Source organism: Paraburkholderia sp. HP33-1 (genome assembly GCF_021390595.1).
GTDB lineage: Bacteria > Pseudomonadota > Gammaproteobacteria > Burkholderiales > Burkholderiaceae > Paraburkholderia.
In genome coordinates this window covers 577,830-599,539 of sequence record NZ_JAJEJR010000003.1, presented here as the reverse complement: position 1 = coordinate 599,539, position 21,710 = coordinate 577,830, and the positions used below count along the sequence as shown (strand labels likewise).

The 21,710-nt window shown below is 59.6% G+C and carries 16 protein-coding genes and 1 pseudogene; 3 read left to right on the top strand and 14 right to left on the bottom strand.

The features are described 5' to 3' along the window. Window positions 1-158 precede the first annotated feature (158 nt). Entirely contained in the window at window positions 159-1,118 is a 960-nt protein-coding gene (locus L0U81_RS29725) for a LysR family transcriptional regulator (protein WP_233809128.1), read from the bottom strand. Window positions 1,119-1,249: 131 nt separating this feature from the next. Between L0U81_RS29725 and L0U81_RS29720 the strand changes: the two genes are divergently transcribed. Both L0U81_RS29720 and dctA read left to right on the top strand, forming a co-directional pair. Further along, the gene (locus tag L0U81_RS29720; RefSeq protein WP_233809126.1) at window positions 1,250-2,416 is read left to right on the top strand and encodes a mandelate racemase/muconate lactonizing enzyme family protein; all 1,167 of its coding nucleotides are present in this window, start codon (window positions 1,250-1,252) and stop codon (window positions 2,414-2,416) included. Window positions 2,417-2,581: 165 nt separating this feature from the next. After that, entirely contained in the window at window positions 2,582-3,937 is a 1,356-nt protein-coding gene (gene dctA, locus L0U81_RS29715; RefSeq protein ID WP_233809124.1) for a C4-dicarboxylate transporter DctA, read from the top strand. A 396-nt stretch (window positions 3,938-4,333) separates the two neighbouring features. Here the strand turns inward: dctA and L0U81_RS29710 are convergent, their stop codons facing one another. The 11 genes and pseudogenes from L0U81_RS29710 to L0U81_RS29665 all read right to left on the bottom strand — a co-directional run bounded on the left by L0U81_RS29710 (window position 4,334) and on the right by L0U81_RS29665 (window position 17,118). Continuing rightward, a complete protein-coding gene (locus L0U81_RS29710) occupies window positions 4,334-5,077 on the bottom strand; it encodes a FadR/GntR family transcriptional regulator (protein ID WP_233809115.1) in 744 nt (247 codons plus the stop codon). Window positions 5,078-5,111: 34 nt separating this feature from the next. Then, window positions 5,112-6,632, bottom strand: coding sequence for an arabinosylfuranosidase ArfA (gene arfA, locus L0U81_RS29705; protein WP_233809107.1), 1,521 nt, complete (start codon window positions 6,630-6,632; stop codon window positions 5,112-5,114). Window positions 6,633-6,745: 113 nt separating this feature from the next. Further along, the gene (locus L0U81_RS29700; RefSeq protein WP_233809105.1) at window positions 6,746-8,080 is read right to left on the bottom strand and encodes an extracellular solute-binding protein; all 1,335 of its coding nucleotides are present in this window, start codon (window positions 8,078-8,080) and stop codon (window positions 6,746-6,748) included. A gap of 353 nt (window positions 8,081-8,433) precedes the next feature. After that, window positions 8,434-9,321 (bottom strand): carbohydrate ABC transporter permease, encoded by an 888-nt coding sequence (locus tag L0U81_RS29695; protein ID WP_233809103.1) that lies wholly within the window; start codon window positions 9,319-9,321, stop codon window positions 8,434-8,436. Continuing rightward, window positions 9,318-10,244, bottom strand: a complete 927-nt coding sequence (locus L0U81_RS29690; protein ID WP_233809101.1) for a carbohydrate ABC transporter permease — start codon at window positions 10,242-10,244, stop codon at window positions 9,318-9,320. The genes L0U81_RS29695 and L0U81_RS29690 overlap by 4 nt, the downstream gene beginning before the upstream one ends. Further along, the gene (locus L0U81_RS29685; protein WP_233809099.1) at window positions 10,234-11,316 is read right to left on the bottom strand and encodes an ABC transporter ATP-binding protein; all 1,083 of its coding nucleotides are present in this window, start codon (window positions 11,314-11,316) and stop codon (window positions 10,234-10,236) included. Before L0U81_RS29685 ends, L0U81_RS29690 begins: the two co-directional genes overlap by 11 nt. Before the next feature lie 538 nt (window positions 11,317-11,854). Then, window positions 11,855-11,986 (bottom strand): annotated as a pseudogene (locus L0U81_RS33735) (ABC transporter ATP-binding protein); the annotation flags it as partial. 1 nt (window position 11,987) lies between these two features. Next, a complete protein-coding gene (locus L0U81_RS29680) occupies window positions 11,988-13,961 on the bottom strand; it encodes a glycoside hydrolase family 127 protein (protein ID WP_233809098.1) in 1,974 nt (657 codons plus the stop codon). Window positions 13,962-13,977: 16 nt separating this feature from the next. Further along, window positions 13,978-14,922: a carbohydrate ABC transporter permease gene (locus L0U81_RS29675; RefSeq protein WP_233809089.1), complete on the bottom strand. Its 945-nt coding sequence runs from the start codon at window positions 14,920-14,922 to the stop codon at window positions 13,978-13,980. Then, complete coding sequence (locus L0U81_RS29670) at window positions 14,915-15,859, bottom strand: carbohydrate ABC transporter permease (RefSeq protein WP_233809087.1); 945 nt, start codon at window positions 15,857-15,859, stop codon at window positions 14,915-14,917. Before L0U81_RS29670 ends, L0U81_RS29675 begins: the two co-directional genes overlap by 8 nt. A gap of 14 nt (window positions 15,860-15,873) precedes the next feature. Continuing rightward, window positions 15,874-17,118 (bottom strand): ABC transporter substrate-binding protein, encoded by a 1,245-nt coding sequence (locus L0U81_RS29665; RefSeq protein ID WP_233809085.1) that lies wholly within the window; start codon window positions 17,116-17,118, stop codon window positions 15,874-15,876. A 240-nt stretch (window positions 17,119-17,358) separates the two neighbouring features. Between L0U81_RS29665 and L0U81_RS29660 the strand changes: the two genes are divergently transcribed. After that, window positions 17,359-18,195: an AraC family transcriptional regulator gene (locus L0U81_RS29660; protein WP_233809083.1), complete on the top strand. Its 837-nt coding sequence runs from the start codon at window positions 17,359-17,361 to the stop codon at window positions 18,193-18,195. A 523-nt stretch (window positions 18,196-18,718) separates the two neighbouring features. On the opposite strand, the gene L0U81_RS29655 is transcribed toward L0U81_RS29660, so the two are convergent. Next, window positions 18,719-20,134, bottom strand: a complete 1,416-nt coding sequence (locus L0U81_RS29655) for an IS1182 family transposase (protein ID WP_233805282.1) — start codon at window positions 20,132-20,134, stop codon at window positions 18,719-18,721. Window positions 20,135-20,364: 230 nt separating this feature from the next. After that, window positions 20,365-21,267, bottom strand: coding sequence for an NAD-dependent epimerase/dehydratase family protein (locus L0U81_RS29650; RefSeq protein ID WP_233809081.1), 903 nt, complete (start codon window positions 21,265-21,267; stop codon window positions 20,365-20,367). Between the last annotated feature and the right edge of the window lie 443 nt (window positions 21,268-21,710).

The window sequence follows — 21,710 nt, the reverse complement described above, 5'->3', positions numbered from 1 at the left end:
GCGTCTCCGACCAAAACAAGACTTTTTCAACACAATCCTGACGACGCCTGCCATCCAGTCTAAGTGAGCACCGCAACTGTGCTTTTCGACCAATAGCGGAAATGCTTTCAAGCCTTCGCGGCATATGGCGGACCATCAACGTTACGACTATCAACGACTCAGACTTTTCGTCCAGCTCTCTTTTTTTGAGCGTAAATCAAAGCACCCGTCTCTACCGGAACAAAGGGCGCCTGAAAGTGGTCGATCAAAAAATCAATGAATGCCCGGGCACGTGCCGTCTGGTTTCGCTGGCTGGGGTAATAGACAAACAGGTCGGCCGAAGGCAACCGAGTATCCGGTAACACAAGCTTCAACCGGCCGCTCTGAACATATTTCGCCAGATCCCATTCGGACCGAATCAAAATTCCATGACCGTCGAGCGCCCACCGCAACACTATATCGCCGTCGTTGCTTGAAAGCGCTCCCGTAACTTTGAGCGTTTCAAGGTGATCGTCCCGTATGTATCTCCAAACGCCATATGCGTCGTCATTCTGGCGATGGATGATGCAACGGTGCTGAACCAGATCTTCGACCCGCTCGGGCGTCCCAAAGCGCTCCAGGTACTTCGGCGAGGCGCAAAGAAACCGACGGTTAGTCATGATGCGCCGAGCGCTAAGGCGGCTGTCCGGCAGTTCACCGAAACGGATCGCCATATCAAACCCATCAGCAACCAGATCAATGGGGCGGTCAGTCACTTCGAACTGGATCTCCACCTTGGGAAATCGCCTGGCGAAATCAGACACCAAAGGCGCGATGGTTGTGCGCCCGAATCCCAACGTCGCGTTGATACGCAGAAGACCGTGAGGATCGGTACGGGTCCCCGATATCTCCTCCTCCATCTGCCGGACTTGTCCGACGATTTGAGTCGCGTAGCGCAAATACGTTTCGCCTTCGGGCGTCAGGCTGACGTTCCGGGTTGTCCTGTTGACCAGCCGCACCCCGAGTTTCTGCTCAATCAGGCCTAGCCGTTTGGTCGCAGCCGGTGGGGTCAGATCGAGTGCGCGGGCCGCACCAGACATGCTCTTCAACCGGGCAAGAAGAATGAAAAAATCGAAATCAGATGCAATATCAGTCGCCATCTTCGCTATTCACCCAGGGTAAAAATTGAAATGAATTTAGGCGAAGTATAGCGGCAGATTTCGCGGATAAGCTACGTTCCATTGCAGCCCCCAACACATGCAATACGTGCCAAAACTCAGGAGACACCGTCATGAGAATCGTTGAAATCCGCGAAAAGACCGTTCCGATCAGCTCCCCGATCCGGAATGCCTACATTGACTTCAGCAACATGACGCTGAGTCTCGTCGCCGTGGTGACGGATGTCATCCGGGACGGCAAGCCGGTGGTGGGTTACGGCTTTAACTCCAATGGTCGCTACGGCCAGGGCAAGCTCATGCGCGAGCGCTTCATCCCGCGCATTCTTGAAGCTGATCCCGCCAGCCTCGTCGACGACGCAGGCGACAACCTCGACCCCCACAAGATCTGGGCAACGATGTTCACCAACGAAAAGCCCGGTGGTCATGGTGAGCGTTCGGTCGCGATCGGCACGATCGACATGGCTGTCTGGGATGCCGTCGCGAAAATTGAAGGCAAGCCGCTGTTCCAGTTGCTCGCCGACCGCTACGGCAATGGTCGACCGAACCGTAAGATCTTCGTGTACGCAGCAGGCGGCTACTACTACCCGGGCCAGGATCACGGAAAGCTGAAAGACGAAATGCGCAGCTACATCGACCGGGGCTATACGGTCGTCAAGAAGAAGATCGGTGGCGCTTCGCTCGATGAAGATCTGCGCCGCATCGACTCAATTCTTAGCGTGCTGCAGGATGGTCAGAAGCTTGCCGTCGATGCGAATGGCCGCTTCGATCTCGACACGGCTATCCAGTACGCAAAGGCGCTGTCGCAATACGACCTGTTCTGGTACGAGGAACCGGGCGATCCGCTCGACTTCGAGTTGCAGGCGACGCTGCGCAATTACTACGACAAGCCGATGGCGACGGGTGAAGACCTGTTCTCGATGCAAGACGCCCGCAACCTGATCCGCTACGGCGGTATGCGCCCCGACCGTGACTGGCTGCAATTCGATTGCGCGCTGAGCTACGGGCTCGTCGAGTACCTGCGCACGCTCGACATGCTGCATCAGCACGGCTGGTCGCGGACCCGCTGCATTCCGCACGGTGGTCACCAGATGTCGCTGAATATCGCTGCCGGACTCGGTCTGGGCGGCAACGAATCGTATCCGGATCTGTTCCAGCCGTACGGCGGCTTCCCCGATGGCGTAAAGGTGGACGGCGGCTATATCACAATGCCCGATCTGCCCGGCATCGGCTTTGAAGGAAAGGCCGATCTCTACGCCGAGATGCAAAAGCTGTCTGCATAAGCGGTCAAGCGGCAAACGCGCCGACAAAGCGTCGGCGCGGCGTTCATAAAAACAGATCAATGGAACGCAGGCGAAATGAGGGCCGTGCTCGCCGCAGCGGTAAATGTCGCTGCGGTGCTCGACCTGACTTCATCAAAAGATGCCAGGCATAGATAGGAGACGGTCATGCTGGTTTCAAGAATCGGAAAATCTCTTTCCAGGCTTTACGTACAGGTTTTGATTGGAATTATCGCTGGTGTGCTCGTCGGCCATTTCTACCCTGACATCGGTTCTCAACTTAAGCCACTCGGCGATCTGTTCATCAAACTGATCCGGATGCTGCTTGCGCCGATCATTTTTGCGTCGGTCGTAGTCGGCATCGCCCGCATGAGTGACCTTCATGAGGCCGGCCGGGTTGGTGTGAAGGCGGTCGTCTACTTCGAAATCGCCTCGACGATTGCGCTCGCTGCCGGTCTTATCATCGTCAACGTCATCAAGCCAGGCAGCGGTATGAACATCGACCCGGCTCATATCGACAGTTCGGCGATCTCCACCTACACCCACGCAGCACAACAACACGGCATGCTTGAATTCCTCATGAGCATCGTTCCCAACAGTATTGTTGGAGCGTTTGCGAATGGAGAGATCTTGCCGATCATATTCTTCTCGCTGCTGCTCGCGATTGCTCTCGCGAAGCTCGGCCCCCGCACCGCGCCTTTAGTTGACATGCTCGATATGTTCCTTCAGGGCATGTTCGGGGTCGTACGAATCGTGATGTATGTCGCGCCTGTCGGTGCGTTTGGCGGCATGGCGTTCACCATCGCGAAGTACGGAATCGGCACGCTGGCATCGTTTGGTCAGCTGATGCTGTGTCTTTACCTGACCTCAATCTTCTTCGTGGTTGTCGTGCTCGGTCTCGTCATGAGTCTGAGCGGGTTGTCGTTGTGGAAGTATCTTCGCTACATCAAGGACGAGATTTTCATCACCCTCGGTACGGCCTCTACCGAAGCGGTTCTCCCCCAGATGCTCATCAAGATGGAAAAGATGGGTTGCTCGCGCCCTGTTGTCGGGATGGTGTTGCCAACGGGCTATACGTTTAATGCTGATGGCACGGCAATCTACCTGACGATGGCGTCGATCTTTGTCGCACAGGCGATGAATATTAATCTGACGATCTGGGATCAGTTGCTGTTGCTTGGCGTGTTGCTGCTGACCTCGAAAGGCTCGGCTGGTGTGGCCGGAGCGGGATTCGTTGCACTGGCGGCTACGCTCGCCACGATGCACAAGATTCCTGTGTCCGGGCTGGTGCTGCTGCTGGGAGTCGACCGATTTCTCAACGAGGCGCGTGCGGTTACCAATCTTATCGGCAACGGGGTGGCGACCATTGTGGTTGCGCGTTGGGAGGGTGCGCTCGACATGAATCAAGCCCGTGCGATGCTCAATCGTTCTGACACGAGCCTCGAAACACTGGAGTCCATCGACGACGGACCGGCGGGCCTCACACACCCGAACGACGTCATCATCCGGCCCCACACGCACTGAATCGCCGAGCCAACCTTATTCTGAATCGCCGCCATGACAAACCAATCTGAGACAACCGGGGTGTTTGACGGCGAAGCGCCGATTCGTCTCATTCGCTCCCACGTCATGGCGTCCTTTTGACTGCGCCGCCGGAGCGTGCGTCGCCATAGATCGGTGACGTGATGCCGGAATGCGAGGAGTGCCCGCGAGTTGGTAGGCACCGCGTGATACGCGAAGTATCCGCGAACCACCTGCCTGAGCCATTGCCCTTGCACTGGAATCGGTTCGTGCATGCGCTTCCGTAGCGCCTCCTTGAGATGCCGTGAAAACGAAACTCGATTGATCGGACTGGCGACCTCGTCTCCGGCAAAGAAAACAGTTTCCACACGGCCGCATTCCGCAGAAGCCGTCTGGGCGTCACACCGTGTTCTTCGGTCTGATCGTGTAGCGCAGCATCCTTTCGCGCGATGCTTCGAGCAGCCGCGTCATCGCGGCGGACGCGGCCTGTGCTTCGCGCGAAACGATCCGGCGACGCACGGCGTCATGCAATTCGATATCTTCGCTGGGCCGCGCCGCCTGCCGCAGCAGCATCTCCGACGACACCCGCAACGCCGCCTTGATCGCACTGCCGATCGTGATGAACATGCCGTTCTGCGACATTGCGATGATCGCCATATGAAACTCCAGCACCGCCTCGCCCACCGCGCGCACATCCGACTGCACCGACGGCGATGCATACGCGCTGGCCAGCTCGCGATAGCGGCGCTCGATTAACTGAAAGTCGTCGTCACTGCCGTGCCGCGCCGCCAGAAAGCTCGCGCGCGGCTCGAAGCAGAGGCGCATCTCGAAGATGTCCTCGACGATCTTCGAATCGAACTGCGCATTGAGCCGCCACGCGAGCACGTCACGGTCAAGCAGATTCCAGTCCGAGAACGGCAACACGCGCGTGCCGATCTTCGGCGTCACTTCGATCAGGCGCTTGCCGGTAAGCTGTTTGATCGCCTCGCGCACCGTCGTGCGACTCACGCGGTACTCGGTGCACAACTCGCTTTCGACAGGGAGCAGATCGCCTGGGCCGAATTCGCCCGAGACGATCCTCATGCCGACGATCCGCGCGACCTGCGCGGTCATCGTCCCTACGACGGGCTCACGCTCGAACATCACCCCTCCTTCGTAGACGTCCCGTGCGAGCCATCTAGCCGCGCTTTGCCGCGGTCGTGACGATCACGTTCCACGAACCGGGTTTCAGACGCGCCGTCAGTTTTTCGCCATCGACCGAGACATTCTCGTTGGTCGCGGGAACGACCGTCAGCGGCGCTTCGCGCGTATTCACCGCCTTCATGTTCGGGTGGTGAAGTTCGAGCGCGTGATCGAGCGTGCGCTCCACGCCGAGGCCGCGCAATTCGATGCTGAGGTCCATCTCGTCGGTCAGGTGCCGGTTCAACGCGAAGATCGTCGTGGTGCCGCTCGCGCGGTCGTCGACCACGGCGGCGCACAGGTAGGCGATCTCAGGGAAGGTTTCGGCCGCGTAGGCCGGCGATTCGATCACCGGCTTGAGCACGCGACCATGCCCGAACTTCGATGCCTGCGAGAACGGATAAAAGATCGTCTGCCGCCAGGCGGCACCGCCCGGCTCGGTCATGATCGGTCCAATCACGTTGACGAGTTGCGCGAGGCAAGCCGTCTTGACGCGATCCGCGTTGTTCATCATCGTGATCAGCGCGCCGCCGACCACCAGCGCGTCCTCGGCGTTGTAGATCTCTTCGATCAGGCGCGGCGCGGTTGGCCAGCCCGGCTTGCGCAGATCGTTGATCGTGCGGGCCTTGTACCAGACGTTCCATTCATCGAACGACAGCATGATGCGTTTGGTCGAATGCTTGCGCGCCGCCACACTGTCCGCGACGGCCACGATCTCCTTGATGAACAGATCCATCACGTCGATGTTGCCGAAGAATTCCGCGGTCGAGTCATGACGGTTCTCGAAGTACGTATGCAACGAGATGAAGTCGACCTGATCGAAGCAGTGTTCGAGCACGCGGTCTTCCCACGCGCCATAGGTCGCCATCTCATGGTTCGACGAGCCGCACGCCGCGAGCTGGATGGTGGGGTCCACCGCGCGCATCAGCTTGGCCGTTTCGAGCGCGGTGCGACCGTACTCGTCGGCGGTCTTGCGGCCGATTTGCCAAGGCCCGTCCATCTCGTTGCCGAGGCACCAGAACTTGATGTCATGCGGCTTCGCATAGCCGTGTTCGTGACGCAAGTCCGACAGCGTGGTGCCGCCAGGATGATTGCAATACTCGACGAACCGGCGCGCTTCGTCCGGTCCGCGCGTGCCGAGGTTGACGCCGTACATCGGCTCGATATCGAGTTCGCGGCACCAGTCGATGAATTCGTTGGTGCCGAACTGATTGGTCTCGACCGAATACCATGCGAGATCAAGCCGCTTCGGCCGCTGCGCTTTCGGGCCGACGCCGTCCTCCCAGTTATAGCCTGACAGAAAGTTGCCGCCAGGATAACGGACGATGGTCGGTCCGAGTTCGCGGGTCAGCGCCATCACGTCTTTTCGATAGCCACACTCGTCCGCATCGGGGTGATCCGGCTCATAGATGCCGGTATAGACGCAACGGCCCATATGTTCGACGAACGTACCGAACACGCGCCGGTCAAGGTCCGCGACGACGAAATCCCGGTCGACGACAAGGCGGGAAGCAATCATTGTGATAGGTCCTGTTGAAGATGCCTGCGCGTGCCGCCCGACGCGGCACGCCGGCTATTGAGTTCGCTTGGTTTCGATCGAATTCGGTCGAGTTTGCGGCAGCCGCGCGGCCACTACCTCGACAACAGCTTGTTGACACGGTCTTGTGCGTCTTGCTCGACGGCGGCAATCGGCTTGCCTGAGGTCAACATGTTACTGACCTCGCTGCCGACGATTTCCTGAATCGCGAACTGACGCGGCACCGTGTTCGGCAGCGCATAGCCGGTGGACGAGATCTCCTTGATCTCCGCGCGGTGCGGCAATGCGTTGAACGCCGCACTATCGATCACCGACTGCCGGGCCGGCAGATGCCCGGTGCGGGCCCAGTCGGCGTCGTGGTCGTAGAGGAACTTGAGGAACACGAACGCGGCATGGCGGCTCTTGTCATCCTTGGCACCGCCCTTGAGCATCACCCATGAGTGGCCATCGGCCCATACCGCCTTCTTCTGGAACAGGTTTGGGAACGGGACGACCTCGTAGCCATTGTTGGCGAGCGGCGAATCCGTCTGCTTCGCCAGATTGGTCAGGTCCTCGATCATCCATGTGCCGCAGATCAGCACGCCTGCCTTGCCGTTCATGAACGCCTGATTCGATGCGCCGTAGTCAAGGTTCGGAGTGATGTCGCCCGCCTTCATCAGCCCATCCAGCAATTGCAGTGCATTGGTGACGGGCGTGACGCGCGGATCGATTTTTGTCGGGCCTGACGGAAAGAGCGTGCCGTTCTGCTGATAGACCATCGTGTACAGCGAGCGGGTCTGCGCGGCGCTCTCGTTGGCGATCGGCATGGTGAGATACGGCAGGCCGGTCTTGTCCTTGAACTGCTTCGCCTGTTTGAGCAGTTCGTCAGGCGTGGTGGGCAGGATCGGCTTGCCGCTCGCGTCGACGAGACCCGCCTTCCTGAACAGATTGATGTTGATGTGCCAAAGCCACGAATGCGTGTCGAACGGCAATGCGTAGGTTTTGTCGTCGAACGTGACACCGCGGCGCGCGTGGCCCGTGAAGTCCTTCGTATCGATTCCCACCGATCTGAAGCCGTCGTCAAGCGGTTCGACGAGCTTGCGCTTCACATAGTCTCCGAGTACCGCTTCGTGCATGACCGAAATCGTCGGCACGTCGTGACTCAGAATGCGCGCGTCGATCTGCGTATAGTACGGAGCCCATTCGATGATCTGCGGCTTGACGACGATGTCTTCCTTGTTCGTCGCATTGAACTGGTTGACCAGTGTCGTGATGATTCCGCACTCCCCCGCGGCCTTGTTCACGTCATTCACATTGCCGTATTCAGCGTCGCAGGCGCCGAAAAAGCGCGACAACGTAATTTCGGTTTTAGCCTGGGCCGGCGCTGCGAGGCCGACCGCCAGACTTAGCAAGGCAAGCGAAAGCGCACCGCGTACGAGCGATCTTTTCATGATTGTCTCCTGTGTCGATGGGAGTTAGTGCTTTAGCACTTACTCCCATCCCGTCAAACGATGTCGATGGGAGTTAGTGCTTTAGCACTTACTCCCATCCCATCAAACGATGTCGATGGGAGTTAGTGCTTCAGCGCTTATTCCCACCCCATCAAATGACGCCGATGGGAGTTAGCGATTCAGCGTGTCGATCCGCAATTGACGCATCAGCGCCTGCTTCGATCCCACCAACGATGGTCAGTAAATGAGCCGCGTATTTCCAATCGCCACCGTGCGGCCGCTTATTGGTCAACATCTTGACCGGTTCTTCTCAACAAGGCGCCGATGCCGTGAAACATCGGTATTCCAGCGATTCATCGCACCGTGGTGCCAGCCACGGCGGCCACGATGTACTTCTGGAAAAACAGATACAGCACGAAAATCGGCAGGCCGGCGAAAACAGCTTGCGCCATCAGATAGCCGATGCCCTCGGATTGCGCGAAATTGCCTTGCGTGGACGCGAGGCCGATCGTCAATGTATACATCTCCGGCTTCGATGCCGACACGAGCGGCCACAGGTAGTCGTTCCAGGCGCTGAGGAAGGTGAAGATCGCGAGCGTCGCCTGTGCCGGCATGGACAGCGGCAACACGATGCGCAAGAACACCTTGAAGCGCGACGCGTTGTCGAGCAGCGCGGCTTCCTCGATGTCAACGGGCACGGCCTTGAAGTACTGCGTCATCAGGTACACGCCGAACGGTGACGCGAGCCGCGGCATGATCAGTGCGCTGTACGTGTTGTGCCAGTCGAGCGAAGCGAAGATGCCATGCAGCGGAATCACGAGCGCCTGCTCGGGAACCGCGAGCCCCGCGAGGCAGATCACGTACAGCCAGCGCTTGCCCGGGAACGTCGTGCGCGCGAAGCCGTAGCCCGCCAGCGACGCGATGACGAGCGTCAGCAAGGTCTGGCCCAGCGCGACGATCACGCTGTTGATCAACCAGCCTCCTACAGCAGAGGTGCCGATGATGCTGATGTAGTTCTGCAGCGTGAACGGCGCCGAGAAAAGCACATCAGTATGCTGCTGCAGGAAAGCGTTCGGCTTGAACGACAACGCGAACACCCAGACCAGCGGCGCGATCCAGACGAGCGCGAGCAGCACCACGGCGCCGAGCATCACGCGCTCGCCGAGACGGCCGGTCAACGACCCGCGCGAACGTTCGGGGCCGAGGGGACGCTGAGCGGACTCCAGTGCGGTGGTACTCATACGGGATCCTTTCTGCGTACGATCCATGCCTGCACGGCGACACCTAGCAGCATCAGTGCGAACAGCACCTGGGCCGCGGCAGCCGAATAGCCGAACAACCATTGGCGAAAGCCGGATTCGTAAATGAACTGGACAAGTGGTCGCGACGCGTTGTTCGGGCCACCGTCGGTCAGCAGTTGCGCCTGACCGAACAACTGGAACTGGAACACCGCTTCGATCACCGCAACCAGCGCGACAGTGCGCCGGATCGACGGCAACGTGATCGATACGAACGTGCGCCAACGGGTTGCGTTATCGAGCGCGGCCGCTTCGTACAACTCCTGCGGGATCTGTTGAAGCGCGGCAAGAAACAGCATCATCGGCAGACCGACGATCCACCACACGGTGACGATTGCGATCATCGGCAGCGCCGTGGCTTCATGAACGAGCGGCACGTACTCGGGAATGTTCAGCGCGTGGCTGACATCGGCGAGCAGTCCACGGCCCGGCATCAATACCAGCTTCCAGACGAGCGTGACGATCGTCACCGACAGCACCGACGAACCGAAGAAGATCGCACGCAGCGCGGCGCAGAACCGGCCTGGCCGGTTGAGCACGAGCGCGAGCGCAAGACCGAGCGCGACGAACATCGGCACGGTCATGAACACGAAGTAGAACGTGTTGCGCACGGCGCCGCGAAAGATCGGATCTGACGCGAGGTCGACATAGTTCCTCAGACCGATAAACTCGGTAGTGCCGGCGAGCAGATCGACGTTCTGCAAGCTCAGCCACCAGCCGTACGCGAGCGGCACGACCAGCAACAGCACGTAGACGGTCACGAACGGCAACACGAACAGCCCGTTCGACCAGGACGCGAGGGGGTAGTCGAAACGGCGTTGCCGCGCTTTCGGCAGAGCGCCCGTCAGCGAGCGCTCAGTCGCCATGATGGGCGATCCCGTTGGCGTCGAACAGGTGCAGATGGGCGGCGTCGAGACTCATACGCAGCGGGTCGCCGGGCTGCAATTCGTACTCGCGTGGAATCTCGATCACGATCATCTGATTGCTGGCCAGACTCACGTGCGCCAGCGAACGATCGCCGAGGCGCTCGATGAATTCAGCGCGACCGTTGAGCGCACCGCCGGCGTCGATCACCACATGCTCAGCGCGGATGCCGAGGGTGAATTGGCCCGGCGGCAATCTGCCGGCCGCGATCGTGGTCGGAATCACGACGTTGTCGACCGGCAGGCGCGCGAGCAACCGGCCGCCGCTTTCGCCCGCCGGTTCGACATCGATGAAGTTCATTGCCGGTGCGCCGATGAAGCCGGCTACGAAGCGCGTGGCCGGACGCCGGTAGATATCGAGCGGCGCGCCGATTTGCTCGATGCGACCGCGGTTCATCACGACGATGCGCGTCGCGAGCGTCATTGCTTCGATCTGATCGTGCGTGACGAACACCATCGTCGAAGTGAGGCGCCGATGGATGCGCGCCAATTCGACCCGGGTGCGGGTGCGCAACGCCGCATCGAGGTTCGACAACGGCTCGTCGAACAGAAACGCTTGCGGTTCCTTGACCACCGCGCGGCCGATCGCGACCCGCTGACGCTGACCGCCCGACAGTTGCGCGGGGCGGCGCTTGAGCAGTGGATCGAGTTCGAGCATGCGGGCGGCTTCGGTAATGCGCCGGTCGATCTCGCTCGCGACGACACCCGAGTTGCGCAATCCGAACGCCATGTTGTCGTAGACCGTCATGTGCGGATAGAGCGCGTAATGCTGGAACACCATCGCGACATCGCGCCTGGCTGGCGGCAGATGGGTGACCTCCCGGCCACCGATGCTGATCTGCCCTTCGCTGACGCCCTCCAGCCCGGCGATCATGCGCAGCAGCGTCGACTTACCGCAACCGGATGGACCTAGAAAGACGAGGAATTCGCCCTCGTGGATATTGAGGTCGAGACCGGTGATCACTTCCGTCTCGCCATACCGCTTTGTCACGCCGTTGAGCTGAATGCCCGTCACCGTGCCTCCTTGGGATATGTCCCGGAACTGCCGTCTCTGTCTGTATTTGTCTACTTTGATATTATGAAAATATAGTAATGCCGATTAGTTTTATCCGTCCAATCCCTATTTCGGTATTGATGTATTCAGATTCGGATATTAGGGAATGCGAATTGCATTGCGCGGCAGACTCGCAATTCAGGCAGAGATGTCTGCCTACACAGAAAGTGAAAGCTGTGCCAAATAGGTGAAAGACTACTGACTCAATTCACGAAAAATCCGGGCGTCCGACACTTCGTGCCATCATCTCGGTCGGGTTATGCCTTTTGACTGATACGCGCTCTGGACGCGATCATTGCGCCCGGCTGTTGGACTCAGTGCGGGCCATGAGCGGACAGTCGACATCGCATGGTTGGGCGTTGCCGCCGGCGCGTGGCGGCAGGAGGGAATCAATTCCCTCGGCCAGGGAAAAGACTCATTCGATTCCATGGCGCAAGCGATCCAGGCGAGCGCAGGCGTACTGTGAGGCATTGGTCGACTCGCAGGTTGAATGACGTGATCACGCCGTTGGTGCTGCTTCGACCCTTCGCTGAAACGCCTTCCCTTCGCTGTCGAACAAATGGCAATGCTCGGACGTCGCACCGAGCTTTCGCGCATTGCCCTTCTCGTGCGGCTCAAGAGGCGGGATCCGTTCAGTCCCCTCGATAGTTCAGCCAGACCTTCATGGGTCCGCTTTCGCCGTTATGCCAGGCGAAGTAAGGGATAGCGATCACAGTGGCATCGTCGCGCTGCGTTGCATCCGCCGCGTGATTCAGCGGCCGGTAAAGTGCCCCCGACCAGCTCGAATCGATTTCGCGTTTCTGCGCAGCGCCCTTGAGCACTACGACGCCATCGAGTTGATCTTCTCGCCATTCCTCTTCGAGTTGGTGTGGATCGACATACAGCTCGTCGAGATCGACGCCTGGCATGTCGGCGCGTTCGACGCAGTACAGCAGGGGCCCGCGACTCAACGCGATCCGGCCGCGGTTGTCGGGAACCTTCGGGTGACTTTGCCAGGCGCGCAGGCTCATGGGCAACGTCATCCGGACCACATCTGCGGGTTGCCATAATCGCCTGATCACAATGTGGCCGCTCGCGTCCGGGTTTGCGTCGACCGGTTGGCCGTTGACGGTCAGCCTGATCGGCGCATGCGTTCTCGTTGTAGCCGCTGCGCTATCGCGAGGCGTCACGAATCCAGCCGCGCCGTCGACCCATCCGGGGACCCGCAACTTGAGCGCGAACTCGCCCTGCGCATCAACGCCGATTTCAATAGCGCCGTCCCACGGATACCGCGTGCGCTGGCGCAGTGCCACCGTGCGCCCGTTGAAATCGATCTGCGCATCGCTCTCCATGTACTGTTGCACGTAGATCGAGTCGGCATCGATCCCATAGACGTAGCCGGGCAGCGACGCAACCGTGCGCGCGACATTCGGCGGGCAGCACGCACAGTAGTACCAGGGTTGCCGGCGATGGCCGCCGTCGTCCTCCAGCGGATTCACGTAGTAATACCCTTGCCCACCAAGCGACCAGCCCGGCAGCATGCCGTTGTACAACGTCCACTCGAACAGGTCGGCGTAACGTGCGTCTCCCGTTGCGGCAAACATCCGGTGGCACCACATCATGCTGCCAATCGCCGCGCAAGTCTCGGTATAAGCCTGGCCGTTCGGCAACTCGAAGTCGGCCCCGAGCGATTCGCCGTCGTGCCGCGCGCCGACGCCGCCAGTAATGTACATGCGACGCGCGACCAGCCGGTCCCACAGCGTTTCAAGCCGCGGTAGCAGGCCTGCTTCGCCGGTCTCCAGGTAGAGATCGGTCACGCCGCACGACATGTACAAGGCGCGCACTGCATGCCCAGCCAGTGTTTCCATTTGCTCGAATGGCACCTCGTCCTGGAAATACGCGTCGCCGAATCGGCCGCCCGCGAGCAGGCCGCGACCGCGCGCCTTGATAAAGAAGCGCGCCAGCGCGAGATACCGGTCATTGCCCGTTTCGCGCGCGAGTTCGATGAGCGCCATTTCGATTTCCTCGTGCCCGTCGATAGCCTCCATCTTCCCTTCCGCCTCGGGGCCGAAACGATCGCACAAGAGATCGGCGAAACGGGTCGCCACGTTCAACAAGCGGCTCTCTCCGGTCGCCCGGTGGTGCGCGACCGCAGCCTGGATCAAATGGCCTGCGCAGTACATCTCGTGCAGGTCGCGCAGGTTGCTCCAACGCTCCGCCTTCCGTTCCACGCTGAAATAGCTGTCGATATATCCGTCTTCGTCCTGCGCGCGTTCGATCAGGGCAATGCCTTCATCTATGCGCTTCTCCAGCAGCTCGTGAGGTCCGCTTGCCACTGCCCACGACGCGGCTTCGAGCCACTTGTACAAGTCGGAGTCGTTGAAAAATATGCCTTCGAAGGGGCCGTCATGGTCGCCGGACACCCGGCGGAAATTGTTCAGCCGCCCGGTGCTTTCAAGCAGGTCCCACTGGCTCGGCAGGGTCTTTTCGATGTTCGTCGCAAACCGTCGCCCCCAGAAGTCGCCGCGCAGTTCGACTGCGGTGACGGCGACGGGTTTGACGCGCGCGTAGCGGGTAGACGCGGAATCGACTACTACAGGCTGTCGCAAGGTTCTTGTGTCGTTCATGATGTATGGGAAAGGGTTATGCCTTGACCGCACCAGCAATCAGACCATTGATGTAAAAGCGCTGCAGCAACAGGAAAAGAATCGCGCACGGCAGGATCGAAATCGTGATGCCGGCCTGCATCAGTCCCCAGTCGATCGCCCCGAGCTGTCCGCTTTGCGCGTTCAACAGCATGACCGGGAGGGTGTAGTGTCTGGCGTCGCCGAGCAGGATCAGCGCAGCCAGCAGTTCATTCCAGGAACCGAAGAAGGCGAACAGGCCGGCCGTCACGAGCCCAGGCAGCACCAGCGGCAACATGATCATGCGCAGCGACTGAAGCGAACTGCATCCATCGATTAGCGATGCATCCTCGATTTCCAGCGGAACCGAGTCGAACGAGTTGCGCATCATGAACACGGCAAACGGCAACTGGAACGTCGTGTAGACGAGTGCAAGCCCAAACAGCGTACCTTGCAGATGCAGCCAGCGCAGCAACACGAAGAGCGGGTTGAGGATCGACTGGAACGGAATCATCAGCGTCGCCAGGATGACGACGAAGATCAGATTGCGCCCCCGGAAGCGGAATCTCGAGAATCCGTAACCGCCGAGCGTCGACAGTACGAGGGTCATCGCTACCGTCATCAGCGCCACGGACGCACTGTTGCCGAGGTAACGCCAGATCCCTTCGCCGTAACCCGCGAGGTTCTGGTAATTCTCGACCGACAGACGGGACGGAATCCAGCGTGGCGGGGACGCGCTCGCATCGGCAGGCGAATAGAACGAGGTGAGCGCGGACCAGGCGATCGGAAATAGAAAGAGCAGCGTGACGACTCCGCAGACCAGGTAGTAGAGAACCACCTGGAGCCGCACCTTCAGTTGCCGTGCGTGGCCGGCATAGTGCAAGGCGGGCACGCTGGCCTGCATCGGGGTTGGCGGCGGCAGCTGACCGAAACCAGTCTCGGCGGAGCGTAGCTTGTTACTCATCGTCGTCTCGCAGAAGAACCATCTGCATCACGCTCAGTGCGAGCAACACGATCAGCAGCACCACCGACATCGCCGCGCCGTAGCCCAGCTTGAAATACGTGAACGAAGCCCGATAGATCCAGTGCACCACCGTGATCGTGCTGTTCATCGGCCCACCTCGGGTCATCACGTAGAACTGCTCGAATGCCAGGTAGGAACCGATAACCGCCATGATCAGCGCGAGCGCGAAGGTGCGCCGCATCATCGGCAGCGTGATGTAGCGCTGTTGCGCCCACCACTGCGCGCCGTCGATACGGGCTGCCTCGTAGAGATCCCGCGGGATGGCCTGCATACCGACCAGAAGGATCACCATCGTGAAGCCGCAGGCTTTCCACACCACCATGACGATCAGCGAGGCAAGGGCCGAATGGGTGTCGCCGAGCCACTGCACCGGCTCGCTGACGATACCCAGTTGCATCAGGATCGCACTGAAGATGCCGACCTGATCGTTGAACAGCCATACCCACAGCAGGCTCGCCGTCGTCATGCCGATGACGACCGGCAAGAAAAACGCAGTCCGGAAGATGCCGACAAAGCGGCTTGCCTGATTCACCAGCAACGCCAGCGCGAAAGCCACCACGAAGATCGCTGGCGTGACGAGCAGCGTGTACTCGGTCGTAAACCACAGCGCGCCCCAGAACGACGCGTCGTGCAGCAGGTCGAAATAGTTGCGAATTCCCGCAAACGAGGGCACGCCCATCAGTGGCCAGTGGTAGAACGACATGCCGATCGTCATTGCCAACGGCAGGAGAAAAAATACCGCCGTAAAGGTCAGGCAAGGCAGCACGAACCAGTATCCAGCGCGCCCGCGGCGGCCCGTTCCCCCACGCTGCTTCCGGAGCTTGCCCGGCGGCGCGAAACGGGTGCCGCCGGGCGGCGCTTCGTTCAGCACGTCCATTGTCTTAGCGCCTCCTACTGGGCGTTCAGGATCTCGGTGAAGCGTGCCTGCGCAGTCGAGACGGCCGCATCGACGCCCTTGCCGAAAACCGCCTCCTGAATCATGGCGAGCCAGGGGCCGTTCGGATCGTTGATCAACTGATTGAACTTTGCGCTGTACGGCGTGCGACCTTTGCTCATCGCCGTGGCGGCGAGCAGATAGCGGCTGTCCAGCTTGCTATAGGCGTTGTCGGCGAGGTCGACACGCACGGGAATACTGCCGTTCTTCGCAAACTGATCGACCTGGACTTGTTCGCTGAGGCTCCACTTGATGAATTCGAGCGCGTCCTGCTTGTGCTGCGAGCCCACCGGGATGGCGATCGAGTCACCACCGGCGAAGCTCGCCCAGCCGCCATTCTGTCCGGGCAGATAGGCGAGGCCGAAGTCGATCTCAGGATGCGTTTTCTTCAGGATGCCGATTGAAAATGCACCGGAACCGACCATGCCGATCTTGCCAGTCAGGAACGCGTTGATGAAGTTGGCGCCGCTGTCCGTTTTCGCGCTCGCTGGAATATCGCCCGCTTCCCACATACGGCGATACATGGCAAGCGTGCCTTCGAGCGCGGGATTATTGAGCGTCGCCGTCTTGCCGTCTGCTGAGAACAGGTCGCCACCGGACGCCCAGACATAGGGCGTCATCGTAAAGATGTTGCAGCCGCCGCACGCACCGGAAAAATAGAAACCCTTGACTCCGTTGCCGAGCGCGGTGATCTTTTTGGCGTCGGCTTCGAGTTCGGCCCACGTCTTCGGCGGCTGGTCGGGATTTAGTCCTGCGCGTTTGAAGAGGCTCTTGTTGTACAGCAACATCGAACTTTCCGCGCTGAAAGGCAACGCATATTGCTTGCCCTGGTAACTCCCGAGCCGAAGATGAGAGGGACTGAGGGTCTGGTAGAAAGGCAGCTTTTTGGCTTGGTCCGTAATGTCGGTCAACTGGCCCGCCCGCGCAAATTCGGGCACGAAAATCAGGTCGATGGCGATCACGTCGGGCGCGGCGCCTCCTGCCGACGCGGTGCCGAACTTGGTGACGAAGTCATCGCTCGGGATGATGGTCAGATTCACCTTGGTCGGATGACCTTGATTCCATGTGGCGACCAGCGGAGTGACGAACCCCGCATCCGCTGCCCGCACCCAGAAGGAAATGCCATCGTCGGCCCGTGCGTGGGTCGCGACGAACACTACCACGCATGCCAACCGCCCAAGCCACCGCTTGCATCGATTCATGGATGTCTCCTCTTGTTATCGACACGCGTCTTGCGACGTTCTCCGAGCCCTCATGCTGGCTTCGCCGTTCGCGACGTGCCGCCAAACTCCGGGAAAATGTGCTTTTTTCGATCTTTGTGCGTTGCAGCAGCTTTTACCGGGCTTCCGCGAACACCCAGTCCGCAGAGATTGACACGCCCCGTTTGCCATCGCAAGATGAAGAATCCGCAGTAAAACAGGACAATTCCGACTTTTCTGCCCATGTCAGATTCTGCACTCCGCCTCGCCTGGTTGCCGCCTATCGAAGCCAGTAACGGCGGCCTTTTCGTATCGCGCGGCCTGGGTGTGCATCCGTCGCGGAGAATCCAGTCATACGAACTGATCTATGTCCGGCAGGGGTGCCTCAAGCTTCATGAGGACGGTCAGCAATTCGAGGTGAATGCGGGGGAAACATTGCTGCTCTGGCCTGGCCGGTTGCACGGCGGCACGTCACCGTTTGCCCCCGAACTCAAGTTTTACTGGGTGCATTTCACCGTGCCTGAAACGCCTTTGGCCGAATCGGCTTCCCGTGTGCTGTTGGAAATTCCACAGCACGCACGGGTCGAAAGGCCAGATCACCTGTCGGGGATGTTCCAACGCCTGCTGAACGATCAGCAAATCTATGGCGTCCAATCATTGCCGGACAGCCTTACGATCCTGCAGATGCTCTGGGAACTGAAGCGCTCGCGCGTCGCCGCTACTGCTGTCGACGGGGCGCCCCAGCAGTTGGCGGCTAGCGCCGACCGATGGATCCGTACGCACTTTCATGAGGCGATCAGTGCCTCGTCGATTGCGGCGCACCTCGGCTGCAACGCGGACTATCTCGGACGCGTGTATCGAGCCGTCTATGGCCACACGCTGACCGACGCTGTCCATGAACGTCGCATGCTGCATGCCGCGATCGTTCTTGCCGAAGACCGGTTGACGATCGCGCAGGTCGCCTACGAATGCGGATTCGAGGACAGCGGATATTTCCGGAGACTTTTCAAGAAAAGTAAAGGTATGACGCCGAATGCATTCCGACGGCTGCATTTACGGGTTCATGTCAATACAGCCTGAGAGGACGCGCGGAAATTTTCGCGCAGGTTGTCACTTCAACGATTAGATATTAGGCACCCGCTCTCTGCTGGTCGCGGAGTGATGGGGTTGCCGCCGCGCCTGCGGCGCAGATACGACGAAAGGTTGACCGACATCCGTGCGAACATAAATCGGGCGGCCGAAGTGGGCGACAGGAGCGGCACGGTCGCTGGACGATCAAGCAAAGAAACTGCATACAGGCATGAGCAGTTTCAGGTTGTAGGTTCGACACGCTGTTGGCGCGCGCCGGTCTGACTCGCTTCCCTGCGTTGCGCGAGCGAACGGTATTGCCTCGATGCGCATACGCGCTCAACGCACCGTGGCTCAAGCCTGCATAAGCTGAGGAGGTGCTCGCTCCCGCTGGCAAAGCGATGACCGCTCTACGTTCGATTGTGTTGAAAAAGTCTTGTTTTGGTCGGAGACGCAGGAGTTCGCAGCACGTTTTCGAGTTGTGGCGATCGGCGAAGCGGCGACCTTGAACGAGGCAACGGTCCCCCGTTGCTCGTCATGCAACGGTCTGGTTCATCTGCTTGCTTCCAGGCATGAACCGCTTGGCCATTCTTCGCAGGTTTTGCGCAGTCGCTGCCATCAGGAACTCATCATGAGCACCGCTTGGACCTCGCAGTCGCAAACGGTCCAGTTTCAGGATGCGTTTGAGATGCGCAAAGAGCATTTCCACCTTCTTTCGCTCACGGCAAGATCGCTTGTATTCAGGCGTCTTCGCAATACGCCTGGCCTCGTCGCGTGCAGCTTCATGGATGCTGCGGGCAATCTTGCGGAATGGTGTATTCGGGCAGCAGCGCTCCTTCATCGAACAGCTCCCGCAGTCGAGCGGGCTTGCCCGATAGATGATCGTGTCTGCCTTCGTGATGCGCGAGCGCGGATTCCTGAATTTGCGCCGATCACTGCGTAGTGCGTGCCCGGTAGGACAGCGATATTCATTAGCGAGTTCATCCCATCGGAACTCGCTGCTGGACAATGTATTGTCCTTGCGCGTCGTTTTATCCCAGACCGGAACATGTGGTGCAATTTCCTTCTCTTCGATCATCCAGGCAAGCATCGCTGCTGAGCCATACGCGGTGTCGCCTGCAAGACGTCGAGGTTTGAGATCGCGCCGCTGCTCAACGCGATCAATCATCGTCCTGGTTGATTCCACTTCGTGGGAACGGTTCGCGGGCGTCGCCTCGACGTCAACGATGATCCCTGCTTGCAGGTCAATCAGATAATTGGTCGAGTAGGCGAAGAACGGCAAGCCACCCTTGGCGGCTGTCCAGCTCGCAGCGGGATCCGTCAGGGATATCCTCTTTGGAGGCGTCGATGACTCTGTCATCTCCGCCGCTTCGGTGCCTGCTGGATTCGCTTCTTCCAACGCTTCCAGATACTCCCGCACGGCACGGCTTTGGCCCTTGACACAACCCCAGTCGATGGGTTCAGAACCCGGAACACCGCGTACAGAACTCGCGTCGGCTCTGATGATGCTCGCGTCAATCGCGAATCCTTCACCCTTTACGAGCCCTTCGGACATGCACCGACCCAGTACCGACTCGAACACATGGCGCAGCACATCGCTATCGCGGAAGCGACCGTGGCGGTTCTTGGAGAATGTCGAGTGTTCGGGTACGGCGTCCTCCAGGCCCAGGCGGCAGAACCATCGATACGCCAGATTCAGATGCACTTCTTCGCATAGCCTGCGCTCGGACCGGATGCCGAAACAGTAGCCCACAATCAACATGCGGATCATGAGCTCCGGATCAATCGATGGCCGTCCCATGGGACTGTAGAACGGCGCAAGATGCTGGCGTAGATCACGCAGATCAAGAAAGTGATCGATGCCTCTCAACAGGTGCTCGCGAGGGACGTGACTATCGAGGTTGAACGAGTAGAAGAGTTTGTCCTGTCCGCTGCCCAGTTGACCCATCATGACGAATCACTCCCGTCGATCGATGGCTTCCAGGATACCCAACAATCCGCATGCCGGGCGACTTTTTCAACACAATCCGTTCGAAAGCTGTCGTCGGCGTCTATGGGATGCAACGGACGGAGTGGGTCGGCGAACTAAACCGCTCGCGCGGTAGGGGGCTCCGTCGTTGCACAGCAGTCCATGAAGACCTGCACGGCGCGGTTGGCCGGCTTGGTGCCGGGCCGCCATGCCTACTGGACGATCCTTTTCGCCTCGTCGCGCCAGTAGTGTTGCTGTTTCCACCCAAGCAGGCGCTTGAGCTTCTCGTTGCTGAGCAGGGTCTCGAACTCGCCTAGTTGCTTTTTGAGCGGCACGCCGGGGTAGTAGCGTTGGAGCAGTTCCGCGGTGGGTACGTCGGACGACACGTCGTCGGCCGCGACGTTCATGACCTGAAAACCGAGGCCGTCCTTTTCGATGGCGAGCCGGCACGCGCTCGCGAGATCGCGGCCGTCGATATAGCTCCACGCAATCCTCTTGCGCAGTGCTGGATCCTTGAGCCACTCCGGAAACTTCGCGTAGTCGCTGGGTTCGAGCACGTTGCCAATACGAAAGCAGTAAATGTCAGAGCCGGTGCGCGCGTGGAACGCCTTCGCCGTCACTTCGTTGATAACCTTTGACGTTGCATAGCTGTCCATCGGGTTCACCGGGTATTCCTCGTCGAGCGGGAAGTACTCTGGACTGCGATCCCGGTGCGCGAACACCATACCGTATGTGGTTTCGCTCGATGCGACGATCACCTTGCGGATGCCAAGCTTCGACGCTGCGTCGAGGATGTTGTACGTGCCCATCACGTTGATCCGGTAGACCTCGTTGTCAGGCGTTATCATGATGCGAGGGATCGCCGCAAAATGCACAATCGCGTCGATCGGCTTTGGTTCGAGGTCGTCGACGAATTCTCCCGGCGCCGTGCTCGATGCCAGCGCATTGAATACCTGGCCCGCATCGGTGATGTCCGTGATCAACGTGCGCGCCGTGCGCGCTGCCATGGGTACGCGATCAAGATTCATCACCTCGTAACCGTGCTCGACCAGGTTCTGGACGACCCATTTTCCGGCCAGGCCGCTGCCACCGGTCACAATCACTCGCTTCGCCATGTGCTCCTCCTTTCCTGTTTTTCCCACTTGTCCTGGCGCTTTTCCGCGCGCGTAGCGCGGCCTCATTCCATCGTGGGATCGTTGCGCTCCGTGTCCTTGATTCGGCAGTGGTCGCCGTTGACGCAGAATTGACTTCGATTTCCCTGCTATTACATTGTAGAACAAGCGACCACGGCCTCTCGTTCAACCATGCGTCTTCTTCTCAAATCCAGATCGTTAGCGGTGTCACGACGACCGCCACTGGCTCATATCCATTCGTGAACGGGCAGTCGCGACGTTGAGTTGTGCGACTCCAACTGGCCGAGAGCACCAGTTCCGTGCACGTTCCACGGAGTTGACGCTGGAGTCTTCAACGGCAGCTTTCCGGCGAGGTGGGTGAACGCGTACTGTCGGCCACTTCCTGCCGTTCGTCACCGCGAGAATCAGTACATTCGAGCCGCTGC